At 65.0% G+C, this 16,405-nt stretch carries 14 protein-coding genes; 3 read left to right on the forward strand and 11 right to left on the reverse strand.

The window, feature by feature from the left end; genetic code table 11:
- Nucleotides 1-18: 18 nt before the first annotated feature.
- Nucleotides 19-1,065, reverse strand: a complete 1,047-nt coding sequence (gene meaB, locus ACNKW1_RS06065; RefSeq protein ID WP_418363682.1) for a methylmalonyl Co-A mutase-associated GTPase MeaB — start codon at nucleotides 1,063-1,065, stop codon at nucleotides 19-21.
- Nucleotides 1,066-1,130: 65 nt separating this feature from the next.
- On the reverse strand, nucleotides 1,131-3,296 hold the full coding sequence (scpA, locus tag ACNKW1_RS06070; protein WP_418363683.1) for a methylmalonyl-CoA mutase: 2,166 nt from the start codon (nucleotides 3,294-3,296) through the stop codon (nucleotides 1,131-1,133).
- A 329-nt stretch (nucleotides 3,297-3,625) separates the two neighbouring features.
- Between scpA and ACNKW1_RS06075 the strand changes: the two genes are divergently transcribed.
- Nucleotides 3,626-4,303 carry a GntR family transcriptional regulator gene (locus ACNKW1_RS06075; protein ID WP_418363684.1) on the forward strand — a complete coding sequence of 226 codons (678 nt, stop codon included), beginning with the start codon at nucleotides 3,626-3,628 and terminating at the stop codon, nucleotides 4,301-4,303.
- On the opposite strand, the gene ACNKW1_RS06080 is transcribed toward ACNKW1_RS06075, so the two are convergent.
- From ACNKW1_RS06080 to ACNKW1_RS06090, 3 genes are all read right to left on the reverse strand, one after another.
- The gene (locus ACNKW1_RS06080) at nucleotides 4,287-5,585 is read right to left on the reverse strand and encodes a hemolysin family protein (protein WP_418363685.1); all 1,299 of its coding nucleotides are present in this window, start codon (nucleotides 5,583-5,585) and stop codon (nucleotides 4,287-4,289) included. The genes ACNKW1_RS06075 and ACNKW1_RS06080 overlap by 17 nt on opposite strands.
- Before the next feature lie 251 nt (nucleotides 5,586-5,836).
- Entirely contained in the window at nucleotides 5,837-7,516 is a 1,680-nt protein-coding gene (locus ACNKW1_RS06085; RefSeq protein WP_418363686.1) for a cation acetate symporter, read from the reverse strand.
- The gene (locus tag ACNKW1_RS06090; protein ID WP_418363788.1) at nucleotides 7,516-7,824 is read right to left on the reverse strand and encodes a DUF485 domain-containing protein; all 309 of its coding nucleotides are present in this window, start codon (nucleotides 7,822-7,824) and stop codon (nucleotides 7,516-7,518) included. Before ACNKW1_RS06090 ends, ACNKW1_RS06085 begins: the two co-directional genes overlap by 1 nt.
- Nucleotides 7,825-8,004: 180 nt before the next feature.
- Here ACNKW1_RS06090 and ACNKW1_RS06095 point away from each other — a divergent pair, with 180 nt between their 5' ends.
- Complete coding sequence (locus ACNKW1_RS06095; RefSeq protein WP_418363687.1) at nucleotides 8,005-8,787, forward strand: enoyl-CoA hydratase/isomerase family protein; 783 nt, start codon at nucleotides 8,005-8,007, stop codon at nucleotides 8,785-8,787.
- 5 nt (nucleotides 8,788-8,792) lie between these two features.
- Here ACNKW1_RS06095 and pgaD read toward each other — a convergent pair whose 3' ends face one another.
- Genes pgaD through ACNKW1_RS06110 form a run of 3 tightly spaced genes read right to left on the reverse strand, consistent with a single transcriptional unit; the run spans nucleotide 8,793 to nucleotide 12,474 of the window.
- Nucleotides 8,793-9,371, reverse strand: a complete 579-nt coding sequence (pgaD, locus tag ACNKW1_RS06100; protein ID WP_418363688.1) for a poly-beta-1,6-N-acetyl-D-glucosamine biosynthesis protein PgaD — start codon at nucleotides 9,369-9,371, stop codon at nucleotides 8,793-8,795.
- Nucleotides 9,326-10,600 (reverse strand): poly-beta-1,6-N-acetyl-D-glucosamine synthase, encoded by a 1,275-nt coding sequence (gene pgaC, locus ACNKW1_RS06105; protein ID WP_418363689.1) that lies wholly within the window; start codon nucleotides 10,598-10,600, stop codon nucleotides 9,326-9,328. Before pgaC ends, pgaD begins: the two co-directional genes overlap by 46 nt.
- Nucleotides 10,601-10,626: 26 nt before the next feature.
- Nucleotides 10,627-12,474: a tetratricopeptide repeat protein gene (locus ACNKW1_RS06110; protein ID WP_418363690.1), complete on the reverse strand. Its 1,848-nt coding sequence runs from the start codon at nucleotides 12,472-12,474 to the stop codon at nucleotides 10,627-10,629.
- A gap of 337 nt (nucleotides 12,475-12,811) precedes the next feature.
- Here ACNKW1_RS06110 and ACNKW1_RS06115 point away from each other — a divergent pair, with 337 nt between their 5' ends.
- Nucleotides 12,812-13,612 carry a PA14 domain-containing protein gene (locus ACNKW1_RS06115; protein WP_418363691.1) on the forward strand — a complete coding sequence of 267 codons (801 nt, stop codon included), beginning with the start codon at nucleotides 12,812-12,814 and terminating at the stop codon, nucleotides 13,610-13,612.
- Between the two features lie 41 nt (nucleotides 13,613-13,653).
- On the opposite strand, the gene ACNKW1_RS06120 is transcribed toward ACNKW1_RS06115, so the two are convergent.
- The 3 genes from ACNKW1_RS06120 to ACNKW1_RS06130 all read right to left on the reverse strand — a co-directional run bounded on the left by ACNKW1_RS06120 (nucleotide 13,654) and on the right by ACNKW1_RS06130 (nucleotide 16,404).
- Complete coding sequence (locus tag ACNKW1_RS06120) at nucleotides 13,654-14,262, reverse strand: DUF3299 domain-containing protein (protein WP_418363692.1); 609 nt, start codon at nucleotides 14,260-14,262, stop codon at nucleotides 13,654-13,656.
- 94 nt (nucleotides 14,263-14,356) lie between these two features.
- Nucleotides 14,357-15,652, reverse strand: coding sequence for an ABC transporter permease (locus tag ACNKW1_RS06125; protein ID WP_418363693.1), 1,296 nt, complete (start codon nucleotides 15,650-15,652; stop codon nucleotides 14,357-14,359).
- On the reverse strand, nucleotides 15,649-16,404 hold the full coding sequence (locus tag ACNKW1_RS06130; protein ID WP_418363694.1) for an ABC transporter ATP-binding protein: 756 nt from the start codon (nucleotides 16,402-16,404) through the stop codon (nucleotides 15,649-15,651). Before ACNKW1_RS06130 ends, ACNKW1_RS06125 begins: the two co-directional genes overlap by 4 nt.
- Nucleotide 16,405 lies beyond the last annotated feature (1 nt).

The following is a 16,405-nucleotide window of genomic DNA, read 5'->3' on the forward strand; positions in this document are numbered from 1 at the left end:
GGCCGACCGGCTGCGCCGTCAGCCCTGTTCGCGGGTCTGGAGGTGGCCAAGCAGGCGCAGGGCTGCGGCCGCGGGCGTACTTCCCCCCTCCTCGACTGCGCGCGCGAGGACGGGAAGCTCCTCGCGCACGCGTGGATGGCTGCGGAAACGGCTGCGCAGCCCGGAATCGATCATTTCCCACATCCAGGCCAGGGCCTGGTGGCGGCGCTTGGCATCGAACTCGCCGGAGGCGGTCAGCGCCTTGCGGTACGCCGACACCGTGTTCCAGAACTCGGCGATGCCTTCCTTCTTCAGCGCGGAGAGCGTCAGCACCGGCACCGTCCAGTTGGGGCTGGCCGGACGCAGCATGTGCAGCGCGGTCTTGATCTGTGACTTCGCGCGCATCGCCGCGGAGGGGTCGATGTCGGCCTTGTTGATGACGATCAGGTCGGCAATCTCCATGATTCCCTTCTTGATCGCCTGCAGATCATCTCCCGCGTTGGGCAGTTGCAGCAGGCAGAAGATATCGGTCATGCCCGCCACCGCCGTCTCGCTCTGGCCCACGCCCACCGTCTCGACGATGATCACATCGAAGCCGGCCGCTTCGCACACCAGAAGGGTCTCGCGCGTCTTCTCCGCCACGCCGCCCAGGCTGCAGGCCGAGGGGCTGGGGCGAATGAAGGCGGCAGGATTCTGCGACAGCAACTCCATACGCGTCTTGTCGCCGAGGATCGAGCCCCCGGTCACCGACGACGATGGGTCCACCGCAAGCACCGCCACGCGCAAGCCCTGCTCGATCAGATACAGGCCCAGCGCCTCGATGAAGGTGGACTTGCCCACCCCGGGGACGCCGGAAATACCCACCCGCATCGCCCCGCCGGTATGCGGCAGCAGGCTTTCAATCACCTGCCGTGCGCGCGCCTTGTGGTCCTCGCGCTGCGATTCGATCAGCGTGATGGTCTTGGCAAGCGGTCGCAGCTGGCGCGCCAGCACGCCATCGACCAGTACCTGATCGACGGCATCGAGCGGCTCGGCGGTGGCGGCGGACATGGCGGAGGGCCGCAGTTCGGGCTTGTTCATCGGCATCGGTAACGGATATCGCGCGGCCCCGGTCGGCGGGACGAGCCGACCGGGGCCTGGGTTGCGCAAACTCAGGCCTTGCCGCGAGCGGCGCGGATCTGCTTGAGCACCTCGCGAGCAGCGGCCGGAATCGGCGTGCCCGGGCCGAAGATTCCCTTCGCGCCGGCAGCATACAGCGTGTCGTAGTCCTGCGCCGGAATCACGCCGCCAACGAACGTGATGATGTCGTCCGCGCCGAGGCGCTTGAGCTCGTTGATGACGGCCGGCACCAGGGTCTTGTGGCCAGCGGCGAGGCTGGAGCAGCCGACCGCATGCACGTCGTTCTCGACCGCGTGGCGGGCGGCTTCTTCCGGGGTCTGGAAGAGCGGGCCGATGTCGATGTCGAAGCCGAGGTCGGCGAAGGCCGAGGCCACCACCTTGGCGCCGCGGTCGTGGCCGTCCTGGCCGAGCTTGGCGATCATCACGCGCGGGCGGCGGCCTTCCTCGGCGATGAAGGCCTCGATGTCGGCCTTGAGGGCCTTCCAGTCTTCCTGTTCTTCCACGACGGCTCCATAGACGCCGGACACGGCTTGCGGGTTGGCACGATAGCGGCCGAAGACCTTCTCCAGCGCATCGGAGATCTCGCCCACGGTGGCGCGCAGACGGATGGCCTTGACCGCGAGGTCGAGCAGGTTGCCTTCGCTCGTCTCGGCGCACCGGGTCAGCGCGTCGAGCGCGGTCTGTACCGCAGCCGCGTCGCGTGTCGAGCGGATCTTGTTCAGACGGGCGATCTGGGCCTCACGCACCGCGTGGTTGTCGATGTCGAGAATGTCGATCGGGTCTTCCTTGGCGAGCTTGTACTTGTTCACCCCGACGATGACGTCCTTGCCCGAATCGATACGTGCCTGCTTGTCGGCGGCGCACTCCTCGACCTTCATCTTGGCCCAGCCGGATTCGACCGCCTTGGTCATGCCGCCCATGGACTCGATCTCCTCGATCAGCGCCCAGGCCTTGTCGGCCATGTCCTGGGTGAGCTTTTCCATCATGTACGAGCCGGCCCACGGATCGACCACGTTACAGATGTGCGTCTCTTCCTGGATGATGATCTGGGTGTTGCGCGCGATGCGCGCGGAGAACTCGGTCGGCAGCGCGATCGCTTCATCGAGTGCGTTGGTGTGCAGCGACTGCGTGCCGCCGAACACCGCGGCCATGGCCTCGATGGTGGTGCGCACGACGTTGTTGTACGGGTCCTGCTCGGTGAGCGACCAGCCCGAGGTCTGCGAGTGTGTGCGCAGCATCATCGACTTGGGGCTCTTCGGATTGAACTGCTTCATGATGCGCCACCACAGCAGCCGCGCTGCGCGCATCTTGGCGATCTCAAGGTAGAAGTTCATGCCCACCGCCCAGAAGAAGGACAGGCGGCCGGCGAAGGTGTCGACGTCCATGCCGCTGGCGATGCCGGTGCGAACGTATTCCAGACCGTCAGCGAGCGTGAAGGCCAACTCGATGGCCTGGTTCGCGCCCGCCTCCTGGATGTGGTAGCCGGAAATCGAGATGCTGTTGAACTTCGGCATGTGCTGCGCGGTGTAGCCGAAGATGTCGGCGATGATCTTCATCGACGGGGTGGGCGGATAGATGTAGGTGTTCCGCACCATGAATTCTTTGAGGATGTCGTTCTGGATCGTTCCCGAGAGCTTGTCCTGACTGACGCCCTGCTCCTCGGCTGCGACGATGTAGCCGGCGAGGATGGGCAGCACGGCGCCGTTCATGGTCATCGACACCGACACCTTGTCGAGCGGGATCTGGTCGAACAGGATCTTCATGTCCTCGACCGAATCGATCGCCACGCCGGCCTTGCCGACGTCGCCGGTCACGCGCGGGTGGTCGGAGTCGTAGCCGCGGTGGGTGGCCAGGTCGAAGGCCACCGACACGCCCTGGCCGCCGGCGGCGAGCGCCTTGCGGTAGAAGGCGTTGGACGCCTCCGCGGTGGAGAAGCCGGCGTACTGGCGTATGGTCCACGGCTTGACGGCGTACATGGTGGGCTGCGGGCCGCGCAGGAAGGGCTCGAAACCGGGCAGCGTGTCGGCATGCTGCAGGTCTTCGGTGTCGGCCCGGGTGTACAGCGGCTTGACGGTCAGCCCCTCGGGCGTGATCCAGTTGAGCTTTTCGATGTCACCGCCAGGGGCCTGCTTGGCGGCGGCTTTTTTCCAGGCCTCGAGATCGGGCTGGGGATAGACGGGCTCGTTGGCGTTCGACATGAAAACCTCTTCGATTCGGCAGCGGTCGCTGCCTGCGTAGGACATGGATGGGTGCACCGTCGCTGTTCAGAAGGACGCATACTCCCTCTCTTCGACGACGGGGCCGCCCGCGGCACCTGCCGCGAGCGGCCGTCGACGTTCCGGCATCCGCCGCGCCCCCTCTCCTTTCATCGACCGGGGCCGACGCCTCCCAAGACGCGCGGTGCACTGGAACTTGACTTGCTCAGCTGTAAAATAATACTTTATCCATAATTATGGACGCAATGGGGAGTTGTCGAAGAACGACAGCCATTGCTCCCGCCTCCACCGCACACGCCCGAACACCGCACATGAACGCGTCACGCATCGCGCCGATCGCCCTCTATCAGGAAGTCGCAGAACGCCTCCGGCAGCGCATCTTCTCGCACGAACTGCCTCCCGGCACCTGGGTCGACGAACAGGCGCTGGCCGAGCAGTATGGCATCTCGCGCACCCCGTTGCGCGAGGCGCTCAAGGTCCTCGCCTCGGAAGGCCTGGTGACGCTGAAGCCGCGCCGCGGCTGCTACGTCACCGAAATCTCCGAGCGCGATCTGGACGAAGTGTTCAGCGTCATGTCGATGCTGGAAGGCGAATGCGCACGTCTCTCGGCGACGAAGGCGACCGAGGGGGATTTCGTCCGTCTGCGCGGTATCCATGCGGATCTGGAGAAGGCTGCCGAAAAGGGCAACATCGACCGCTTCTTCGAGGCCAACCAGGCCTTTCACCTCGCCTTGCAGGAGATCGCGGACAACCGCTGGCTGCTGCACGTGATCGAGGACCTGCGCAAGGTGATCAAGCTGTCCCGCCATCACTCCCTGTTCTCGGAGGGACGGCTGGAGCAATCGCTGGCCGAGCACCGCGACATCATGGAGGCGCTGCTCGCACGCGACAGCGCGCGCGCGGAAAAGCACATGCGCACGCACATCCTCAGCGGCCGCGCCGCCCTCGCCCGCATCGCGGAGATGCGCAGCGCTACGCAGCCGGTGTGACCCCTTCGCGCGTCACCAGCACCTGGTCGATGCGGTAGTTGTCGATATCGACCACCTCGAACTTGTAACCGGCGTAGAGCACGAAGTCGGTGCGCTTGGGCACCTTGCGCAGCCTGTACATCAGGAATCCGGCCACCGTTTCGTAGTTCTGGAAGCCCTCGAACACCTCGATGTCGAGCGCCTGCATGACGTCCTCGATCGGCGTGACGCCGTCGATGAGCCAGGAATGCTCGTCTCGCCGGACGATCAGCTCTTCCTGGAAGGGGCTGACCAGGTCGCCCATCACCGTGTTCATGACGTCCTGCAGCGCGAGCAGCCCGACCACCAGCGCATACTCGTTTAGCACCAGGGCGAAGTCCTCCTTTGCGTCGCGAAAGCGCTCCAGTGCCTCGAACAGGGTAAGCGTATCCGGCAGCATCAGCACCTTGCGCACGATCGGCTGGGTGCGCAACGAAAGGTCCTGACCCTGCACGATGCGCGGCAGGATGTCCTTCGCATCCACATAGCCGATCACGCTGTCGATGCCGTCCTCGCACACCGGGAACTTGCCGTGCGGGTGCTCGGCGATCTTGCGCCGGATGCTCTCCTCCGATTCGGAGAGGGTCAGGAAGACAATGCTCTCGCGCGAGGTCATCGCCGAGGGCACGATGCGCGAGTCGAGTTCAAACACGTTGCTGATCAGGTGCTGCTCCTGACGCAGCAGGGCGCCGGCCTGTGCCCCTGCATCGGCCATGGCCATGATGTCGTCGGCGGTGATGTCCTCGATGCGCGCACTCGGCAGCTTGAGCCAGCGGAAGAGTAGGTTTGCGGCCCCGCTGAAGACCCACACCAGCGGCGCGAACAGCCACATGCACACCTGCATCGGCTGCACCACCGCCACCGCAATACGCTCGGGCTGCACCATCGCCAGCCGCTTGGGCATGAGGTCGGCGAACAGCACGAACAGAGAGGTCACGAACACGAAGGAGAAGATGAAGGCGACCGTATCGCGCATCGAGCCGTCGTAGACCGGCCGCAGCAGTTCAACCACGTAGGGCGAGAGCGCCTGCTCGCCGACCACGCCGCCGAGGATCGCGACCGCATTGAGCCCGATCTGCACCACAGTGAAGAAATTGCCGGGGTTGTCCTGCAGCGCCAGCACGCGCTGCGCGTTGACCTGTCCCCCTTCGGCCATCAAACGCAGCTTGATCTTGCGCGAGGCAGCGAGGGAGATCTCGGACATCGAGAAGAAAGCGCTGACCGCGATCAGCAGAAGAATGACGAAAAGCTCGTTGATTGGCACGACGACTCCTTTGGGATGAAGGCCCCGCCGGAAGGCAAAACCACAGGGTGATGGCGCCCGAGTCTATCACTCGAGCCTCACCGGAGCGGCCGTACGCCCGTGAACGAAAAAGCCCGCCCCCACGCTGTGCCGTGGGAGCGGGCCTGTGCCGCGAATGCCTTCCTGTTCGCGGGCAAGCCCGCTTGCCAAGAGGCAATCGTTGTCTCGCGCCGCGCATCACCCGCGCTGGGCGGGCGAGGCAGCGCCGTCGATCAGTGCGACGATGCGGTCGCTGCACCCACGCCGGTCTGGGCGCGAACGTACTGATCCTCGAAGGCTTCCTTCTCGGCCTCGGCCGCCTTGCTCTTGTCGAGCGTGGAGAACAGCCAGGTCATGAAGAAGGCGATCGGCATCGAGAACAGCGCCGGCTGGGTGTAGGGGAAGATCGCCGACTCGAAGTGCAGCACGTCGACCCAGACAGACTTCGACAGGAGCACGAAGATCACCGCGCTGACCAGGCCGGAGTAGCCGCCCATGAGCGCACCCCGGGTGGTCAGGCCCTTCCAGTACATCGACAGGATCAGCACCGGGAAGTTGGCCGAAGCCGCCACGCCGAAGGCGAGCGCGACCATGAACGCGATGTTCATCTTCTCGAAGGCCATGCCGAGCAGGATGGCGACGATGCCCAGGCCGATGGTGGCGTACTTCGACACCTTCAGCTCGGTGGCCTCGTTGGCCTTGCCCTTCATGATGACGCGCGAATAGATGTCGTGCGAGATCGCCGACGCGCCGGCCAGCGCCAGGCCCGCCACCACCGCGAGAATGGTCGCGAAGGCCACCGCCGACAGGAAACCGAGCAGCAGGTTGCCGCCCACCGCCTGCGCCAGGTGCATGGCGATCATGTTGCCGCCGCCGACGACCTTGCCGCCGATCACGCCGCCCTCGAAGAACTGCGGGTTCTGGCCGACGATGATGATCGCGCACAGGCCCATGATGGCGATGACGTTGAAGAAGTAGGCGACGATGCCCGAGGCGTAGAGCACCGACTTGCGCGCTTCCTTGGCGTCGGTCACGGTGAAGAAGCGCATCAGGATGTGCGGCAGGCCGGCGGTACCGAACATCAGGCCGAGGCCGAGCGAGATCGCGGTGACCGGATCGGCGAGCAGGCTGCCAGGGTTGAGCAGCTTGTCACCCAACTTGTGCACCTCCATCGCACGCGTGGTCAGCTCGTCAAACGAGAAGCCGAACTGGCTGAACGCGAGCAGACCCACCGCGGTGCCGCCGATCAGCAGCATGCAGGCCTTGATGATCTGCACCCAGGTGGTCGCCACCATGCCGCCAAACGTCACGTACACCATCATCAGCGCGCCGACGACGACGAGCGCGATGTTGTAGTCGAGACCGAACAGCAGCTTGATGAGCTGACCGGCACCGACCATCTGCGCGACAAGGTAGAAGCACACCACGGTGAGCGAGCTGACCGCGGCCATCGTGCGCACCTTACCCTGGTCGAGGCGATAGGCGGTGATGTCGGCGAAGGTGAACTTGCCCAGGTTGCGCAGGCGTTCGGCCATCAGGAACAGGATGATCGGCCAGCCGACGAAGAAGGACAGCATGTAGATATACGCATCCACACCCTGCGCGTACATCATCGCGGTAAGACCGAGCAGCGTGGCCGCCGACATGTAGTCACCGGCGATCGCCAGGCCGTTCTGGAAGCCGGTGATACCACCACCCGCCGTATAGAAGTCGGAGGTCGACTTGGTGCGGCTGGCCGCCCAGTAGGTGATACCCAGGGTCATCAGCACGAACACGAAGAACATGCCGATGGCGTGAAGGTTGAGCGGCTGCTTCTCGGCAGCATCCATCGCGGGGCCGGCGGCGAGCGCGAGCGGGCTGGCGGCCAGGGCGAGCAGGCCGGCTGCGCTGAGGGAAAGCTTACGGGCGTTCATCACTTCTCCTCCTTCCATGCGGCCTTGACGAGTTCCTTGTTGATGTCGTCGAACTCGCCGTTGGCGCGACGCACGTACACAAGGGTCAGGATCCAGAAGAAGATGAATTGCAGCAGGCCAGCCAGAATGCCGAAAGTCAGGTTGCTGCCCTCGAACAGGCGCGTCCCGATGACTTCGGGCGCGAACGCCACGAGCAGCACGAAGCCGTAGAAGACGATCAGAACGATCGCCGCAAGGATGCCCGCAAAGCGAGTCCGTTTGGACACCAGTTCCGCAAAACGCGGATTGCGCCGTATGTGCGCATACATCGAGCTAGACACTTTCTCCCTCCTCGTGGAAAAGCAACGCTTGGAACGCTCCTCCTCCACCCTCCTCTGATCGACCGTTCCGTCTGACGCGGCGTGTCGAGCGAGCGGATGATATATCATCCATAAGAGTCCATACAGGTCCGTATGGAAAAATTTTATTTATCGAAAATCCCGAATGCGATGAACACACGAATCGATCTCGAACTCCAGAACGGTATCGCGACACTCACCCTGCACAATCCGGCCAAGCTGAACGCGGTCAACGCCGCAATGTGGCGCGGACTCTCTGCCGCCATGGGAAAGATCGCCGTCGACGACAGCGTGCGCTGCGTGATCCTGCGCGGCGCCGGCGAGGAGGCCTTCGCCGCGGGGGGCGACATCGAAGAGTTCGTTCGCGTGCGCAGCACGGTCGATGACGCCCTGCACTATCACGAGGATCTGGTCGCGACCGCCCTTAACGCGATCCGCGACTGCGCAGTTCCCACGGTCGCCGCCATCCGGGGCGCGTGCATCGGCGGCGGCCTGGAGATCGCCGGCTGCTGCGACATCCGCATCGCGGGCGAATCGGCCCGCTTCGGCGCACCGATCAACCGGCTCGGATTCTCGATGTACCCGGGCGAGATGGCCGGTCTGCTCGCGCTGGTGGGTCCGGCGGTGGTGCTGGAGATCTTGCTCGAGGGGCGCATCCTCACTGCGCGCGAGGCGCTGCAGAAGGGGCTGCTTTCGCGCGTGGTGGACGACGAAAAGGTATTCGACGAGGCGGCCGCCTGCGCCGCACGCATCCGCGCTGGCGCCCCGCTGGTGGCGCGCTGGCACAAGCAGTGGGTGCGCCGGCTGATGCGCGGCGAGCCCCTCAGCGCAGAGGAAAGGCGTCAGGCCTTCGATTTCCTCGCGACCGAGGATTACCGGGAAGGACTGGCCGCATTTATGGAGAAGCGCACGCCGCAGTTCACGGGGCGCTAGTCTGCTCAGACGGCTTCGCAGGCTTGTTCTTCATCCGCGTCGCGAACGGGGCTGCTGCGCACTCGACCCGAAGGTACGGAGTCAGCGCGCGCTTCACGAAGATCGCGCTCATCCCGAGGCAGGACGGAAATGATGCGCCCCTCCGGATCGTGCTCGACGACCATGATTCGCCGTCCCTGCCAGGCGAGCAGAGAAGACTCCTCTTGTCCAAATCTCGCTTGCAGCATGGCAGGCGTGACGGCGGGAAAGGCCTTGCGTCGCTCCACGTTGCGGAAGCGCAAGTGGTTGTACTTGGCCCACGCAAGCAGGGTGATGCCCATGGCGGCGATCACCACGAGATAGGCGCCGATCAGTTCGAAGAACCCCTCGTCCCCACCAAGATCGAACATGTGAAACTTGAACTGCCAGCCGAAAAACACCCAGCCGGCCAGCGTGACCAGCGGTAGCCACAATACCAGCCACACCATCCAGAAGAAGGTGGTGAGAACGCCGGACAAGGCTCTCTGCGGCCATGACTGCAGGTCAGGGCGTTCAATGATCAGGGGGCTTCGTTCGGTCGTATCCCGCGGTCCGGGCTTTTCCATGTTGCGCGCTTCCTTCCTCTCAGGAGAACCCTCGGCAGCGCCACCACCGAGGTGCAGACGTTAAGGCCCCAGTAGGCCAGTGGATACCAGATCATCCAGTAGTAGTAGCGACCGTACCCACGCTCGTAACGCGAATCGAGGAACATGCTCACGGCGAACTGCAAAAGGCAGGTCGTCCCGATCACCAGACCGCTCCAGCCAGGGGCAAGGGTCCGGATCTGCAAGGCCTCGGGGAGTTCCAGCAGCAAACCCGCAATGAACAGCGCGACGATCGCAGCCATCGCATACGCCCACGCGACACTGGTGAAGTATTCGATGTAGATTGGCCACAAGCGGCGTTGCCGCCACTGTGCGAGAACGCCGAACTGCGCGAGCAGCACCTGGCTGCCGCCCATGGCCCATCGCAAGCGCTGACGCCAAAGCCCTTGCAGCGTTTCCGGCATCAGGATCCAGCACAGCGCATTCGGCTCGAAACGCACATCCCAGTGGCGAATCTCCAGCCGCCAGCTGACGTCGATGTCCTCCGTGAGGGCATGGGGGTCCCAGTAGCCGACATCGTGCAGCGCGCTGCGCCGGAAGCAGGCCATGACACCGGACACCGTGAACACCTTGCCGTAGGTCCGCTGGGCACGCTTGATCAGGCCGATGATCGAGGAGAACTCCCCGACCTGTATCCGCCCGAGCAGCGTGGAACGCGTACGAATGCGCGGATTGCCCGTCACAGCACCTACCCGGGGGCTGGCGAGCAGGTGGCGCATCATCCACTTCAGGCTGTTCCTGTCGACCAGCGAGTCGCCATCGATGCAGAGGAAATACTCGTGACGCGCAAACGCTGCCGCAGTGTTCAACCCTACCGCCTTGCCCTGGTTTCTCGCGAGGTGGACGACCCGGATGCGCGCATCCGCTTGAGCAAGCGCCTCGGCACGCTCGCCGGTGTCATCCGTGCTGCCATCATTGATCAGCAGGACCTCGAACTCCGGATAATCGAGTTCGCATAGCGCGGCCACCGTCTCTTCCACATTCCGCCCCTCGTTGTGACACGGAACGAGAATGCTCACTGGCGGGTAATGCGGCAGCGGCGGCGGCTGATCCGGCGGGGGGTCACGCCGCTCGTAATGGAGGTAATAGTACAAACCGCCCGTCATCCACAGATAGGCCATGAAAAGCGGGTAATAGAACGAAAAGGCGAACAGCAGCCGGGCGATTTCGGAGAGGAGATCGGTCGTCATCACGATGGAATCCTTTGCCTGAGGCGCTAGAAGCGGAACACCAGCGAGGCATAGAGGTAAGCGCGCGTCTCATGCTCTCCGTCGTACGGAAAGCGGCGCACACCCAGGCCATAGCGCGCAGAGGCGTCATCGCCCATGCGCCACTCATGCTCGTAACGCAGTTCGCCAAAGCCTTTCCAGCCATAATCCACATCCGCGGGGCGAGCTGCAGCCCATTGGCGATACCCACCCACGGTCGCGGCGACCCGCTGGTTGAAGCGCCGCTCATAGGCATGCCAGCTCAACCAATCCGAAACCACGGTCGCGGAGAGGGCATAGTCCCGCTTGGGGTTGAAATACTCCGCGTCCGTGCGCGTGTTGCGGCTGGTGTAGGCCGCAAACTGAAGGTCGACCGCGTTTCGCGGCACGCTGTAAATACGCTCGAACCAGGTCGCGCTCAGGGTCGCCCGCTCGTTACCGTCAGTGAAATCGTAGTAGCCGACATCGATCGACTGGCGGCGCGACTCGTCTTCCGTTCGTGTTGCACCCACTGAAAACCGCCACGCTGCCAGGTCAGCGCCGAAATCGCCAAGGTGATAGTAGCGGCCCTTGACCGATACATCGTCCGCGCGCGACTCGAAGGCAGCACGGAACGCCCATCGGTCGCTCGGCTGCCAGTCCCCACGGAGCGAAATGGTCGCCTTGCGCGCAAACGTACGCTCAGACCCCAGCTCTGCAGCAAGGCTCCAGTCTCGTCGAGTCATCTCGACACCGACGCCGGCACGGATGTGATCGGCCCGGTTTTCATCGAAGTCCGCCATAACCCGGTGATGATGCGCAAACACCCTGAACCCGTTTCCGAGCAAGGGGCTGTACAACCAGAGGTCAGTGCTGAGGTCGTCCTTGCCGGACACTCTGCCATGTCCCTGACCGGCGTTCAGTTCAAGACTCAGGCGGGCTCTCGCTGCCGACTCCCACGCCTTGAGCAGCCGCAAAACCCCGGGGTGCTCGGGCATCGTCACGATCAGTTCATCGATCAAGGCCTTGGCCTCTTCGAGCTCGCCCATGGCCCATGCGGTTTCGGCCAGACCGATCTTCGCATGCACGTTTCCTGGCGCTTGCGCCTCAGCGCGTGCGTAGCCCGCCCGGGCCGTTCTTGGAAGGCCTCGCGCCTGCGCGAGCGCGGCAGCCTCCAACTCTCCTGCGGGCGAGTGCCGCTCTTCTTCAGAAAGCGCATCGAGCATCTGCTGCGCAAGGCGTGGCCGGTCGCTGAAGCGGTGCATGCGGGCGCGCAGCAGTCGCGTCTCCAGGGCTGCGCCATCGATCCGCTCGATCTCCGTCAGCGTCCGCTCCAGTGCCTCATCCTCACCCGCCTCGAGATAGGCGTACGCAAGACTCACGTGGAGACTGACCTCATCCGGGCTCGCTGCGAGTGAGGCCCGATAAAGCGCAATCGCATCCAGAGGGCGTCGCGCGCGCAGGGCGAGATCTCCGGCAACGCGAATCGCGTAAGGCGGTAGCGGAGCCAGTCCGGCCAGTTGACGGAGGAGGCGGTCCGCCTCATCGTCCCGGCCCCGCGCCGCCAATGCGAGCGCCCGATCGAGCATCAGCGCGCGCTCGACCGGCGCGAAGCCGCCCTCCCCTCGAAGCCTGGCAAGTCGGGCGATGTTGTCCTCGATCGCCTCATCGAGCTTGGCGTAGCGTTGCGCGCTCCAGTCCTGGTCAAGATGGCGGATGCCCGCCCGGATCTTCGCTGCATTTTCCTCCTGCACCTCCCACCAGTGCACCGCCGGAGACACAGGCTCCGGGATGCCGTCGCCGGCCCAGCCGGGGTGGCTGAACGCGAGCGAGCTCAGGAATAGGCAGATGAGGCCCTGTGGACGAAGAAAGTGCATGCGGAAACATCAAGCGCTGAAGGCCGGGAAGGCGCGATCCTGCAGGAAGCGCGACCATCCGCACAGGGCACAATTCACGCCTTGCAGGAAACTGCACTTACGGCCCGTGTGCATGCAGGAGTCGCCGGGCACGCCTCGCGGGGTCCCTTGGCCCCTACGGCCGCGCCTCTACCATCGCTCAACTGCACGCGTCCGTGACGGATTGCCGCGCGGGCTCAAACGAGCACAGCGAGAATCAGACTGTTTCCAATCCACAAGAAATTCTGGATCCAATATGCGCTCGTCAATTATCAAAACGCTTGCGGTTCTTGCGGTCGCGCTCCAGGTGCCCCCATCGGTGTCGGCGCCCCTCGAACTCATTCCTGTCAGTACAGCGCCCTACGTAACAGGCGGCGGGCTCTCCGCAACCTGGAGCCAGGTTCGCGACGACTACCGCTTCAGCCAGCAGATGTGGTCCGAAGCCGGCAGCGACCCAGCCGCCATCGGTACGTTCGGCTGGGGTACGGGCATCTGGGGCACGGTCGACATCGCCCACGTTCAGAGCCTGCCGAACGACTCAGCCGCCCTGATCGGCCGTGTGAACGACACTTCTGCGGTGAACTTCGCCAACCTGACCTACAACATGCTGATCGGTGATGGAGCACTCGGCCACTGGGAATATGACCGGCAGCGACCACTGGCTCCGATCGTCCAGCAGACCGGCTCGCAGACAAACTACGCCGCCAGCTTCGCAGGCTTTCTCTACATCCCGGAAGCTGGCGCGTACGACTTCAGCCTCTTTGTCGACGACGGCTTCGTGTTCTCGCTCATGGGCGCCAACGGCATGCTCGGCATGGAGCGCGAGACGCTGGCCGGCAGCGCCAACGGCCGCGACCTCTTTGCGCTCAGCGCATCGAATGGCAACACTACGGTGATGATGGGCAGTGGCTATTACGGCATCGAGATCGATTATTTCAATCGACTTGAAGCGGGGGTGATCGACCTCGCCCTGTGGGGGCCACAGGACCAGGGCTGGCGCAGCATCTCGACAGACTGGCTGTTTACGGAACTCCCCAGAAACGCGATTCCCGAACCCGGTACGCTTGCACTCGTGCTGCTTGCATTCACGGCGCTCGGGCGCCAGGCGAGGAAGACCTGAGCGGACTATCCGATCGTCTCCCCTGCAAGGATGCAGGCAAGCTACTCCGGCAAGTCCTCCACATATTCCTCGACCCGCAGCGCACGCAGCTGGTAGCCCGCTACGCCCATCTCCGAGTCCATCCGGCCCACCGCCATCACGCCATTGACCCACACCGGCAGCATGTTCCAGGCCCCGGGCACGGGCTTGTCCGGGATCACGTGGATGAGCTGGTTGGCAGGCGGTGGCGGCACATGGACGCAGGCGCCGAAATACGGCACGAGCAGGAATTCGCGGATCTGCTCGCCGTCACTCTCCAGCGGCACGAGAAAGCCGGGGATGCGCACCTGTGCGCCAGCGAGGCGTTCCACCAGCGGGGCGCGGTCCCATTCCTCGCGCAGGCGCTGCATCGCCTCCATCGCGCGCGGGTCTTCATCCTGTAACTCGTCCAGGTTCAGGCTGCCGAGAAAGCCCTCGGGGTTCCAGTCGGCAGGGATCAGGTCATCCCAGCTGATCTCGCGATACGCGCCTGCCGCCGCGCTGGCCGGCGCCGCCAGTCGGTCGCCGACCCGGTACTCCCCGGCACCCTGAGACTGCGCCTGCACAGGCAGCGCCATCACAAGCAGGCCTGCGAGCAGACCCATGCACAACATCTTCGAGCGTTTCATCATTCCTGGCCGATTGCCTGCAAACAGGGGAAGGGGAAGGCCGGCACGCGCTTCCGCGTAGCGTGACGGTCACCGCGAGATCCGCGGCAAGGCGACATCAGACACGAATCGTCATCCCGTCCGCAAGCGAATAACGGTACGCGCGCAGGGCAGGCACCAGACTCGCGAGCAGGCTCACCGCAAGCACCGCCCCCAGCAAGCGCCACTCGCCGACACCCGGCCAGCCCAGGCTCAGCTGCAGTCCGTGCGCGCTCGACAGCCAGGGCGCAAACGCAGCGCCCGCGCCATACAGCAGCACCAGCCCGAGCGCGATACCCGCCAGCGCGAGCAGCAGGCTCTCCACCGCCAGCAGCGCAAACACCTGCCGTGGACGGGCGCCGAGCGCACGCAGGATCGCGAGCTCGCGCCGGCGCTCGCCCAGGCTGGCGACCACAACCGCCACCATGCCGGCCAGCCCAACCGCCACCACCAGTGCAGACACCGCGAGCAGCGCCTTTTCGGCAATGCCGACCAGGCTCCACAACGCCTGCAGGGTCGCACCCGGCAGGATCGCAGTGAGCGCTTCGTCGGGGTATGTGTTGATCTGGCGCTGAACGCGGAACACCGCGGTGCGGCTCTTCAGCCCCACCAGCGCGGCGGTCACGGACTTGGGCTGCAGGTCGAACTTGCGCACATGCTCGGGCGCGATGCGGAGTCCCGGAATCGGCGCGCCGCCATGCCAGTCGACATGGATCGCCTCGATTCCTTCCAGGCTCACCAGCAGCGCACGATCGACCGGCGTGCCGCTGCGCGCGAGGATGCCAACCACAGTAAAGGGCTTGTCGGCGTGGTCGGCGAATCGCGGCCCGCCCTCGCCGCCCAGGCTGCCGTGACTGAGCACGATGCGCTGGCCGAGCGCGTAGCCGAACCGCGCCGCGACCTCCGCGCCGAGTACCACCTCGAAAATGCCCGCCGCTTCTGCGGGCTTGTCCTCGAAGGGGCGCCCCTGCGCAAACCGCAGCGGGCGACGGTCACCGTGACGATAGTGCGCAAAGAAGTCCGCCGTGGAGCCGACCACCCGATGGCCGCGATGCGAATCCCCGAGCGAGATCGGCACCAGCCACTGCACCTGCGGCAGCGCGGCCAGGTGCTCGATACTCGCCCAGGACATGTTGTTGGTCGCGCTGCCGAGGTGGAAAACGGCATACAACAGCAACTGCACCGGCCCGCTGCGCGCGCCCACGACGAGGTCGGTACCGGAGAGGGTCTGCGCGAAACCCGCCTTTGCATCGTTACGCAGGCGCTCCACGCCGAGCAGCAGCGCCACCGACAAGGCCACGGCAATCACGGTCAGCAGCACGGACAGACGCCGGTTGGCGATGCTGTGCAGGGACAGGGTGAAGACGGGGCTCATGCTGGCGCCTGCATCGAACCAGTGGCGCGATGGATCGTGGCGAGATCGAGCACGCGGTCAAAATGCCCCGCCAGGCGCTGATCATGGCTGACGAAGAGCAGCGCCGCCCCAGCCGCCGCGCACTCGTCCAGCAGCAGGTCGATGAAGGCCTGCTGACGCTCTGCGTCGAGCGCCGAGGTCGGCTCGTCGGCCACCACCAGGCCGGGACGGCCGATCAGCGCGCGCGCTGCAGCCACACGCTGCTGCTGGCCGACCGAGAGCGCGGCCGCGGGCCGATCGAGCAGCGCAGCCCCGAGATCCAGACGCTCGGCCAGGCGGGTGGCCTCGGCCTCCGGCGTGCTGCCTGCCACCGCAATGCGCGCGCGGCGTTGTGGCGAGAACCTGCAGGCAAGCAGGATGTTGTCGCGCGCGGAAAGATAGGGCAGCAGATTGAAGAGCTGGAACACGAACCCCACGTGATCGGCGCGGAAGCGGTCGCGCGCACCGGCCGAGAGCGCCGCCAGCGACTGCCCGGCGATTCGCACCACCCCCACTTGGGGCAGGATCACGCCGCCGACCAGCGACAGCAGCGTCGTCTTGCCGCTGCCGCTGGGTCCGCGCAGGAACACGCGCTCGCCCGCGGCAATCCTCAACGTGGCGATGTTCAGGCAGTCGCAGTCTGCGCCGGGCCAGCGATAGCGCAGCGCGTCGAGCAGCACCGCGGCTGGTTCGGCAGCAGCGCCTGATGCGGTTTCGGTGGGATGGTCAGGCATG

Origin of the sequence: Thauera sp. WH-2 (assembly GCF_048321015.1) — a bacterium.
Lineage (GTDB): Bacteria > Pseudomonadota > Gammaproteobacteria > Burkholderiales > Rhodocyclaceae > Thauera.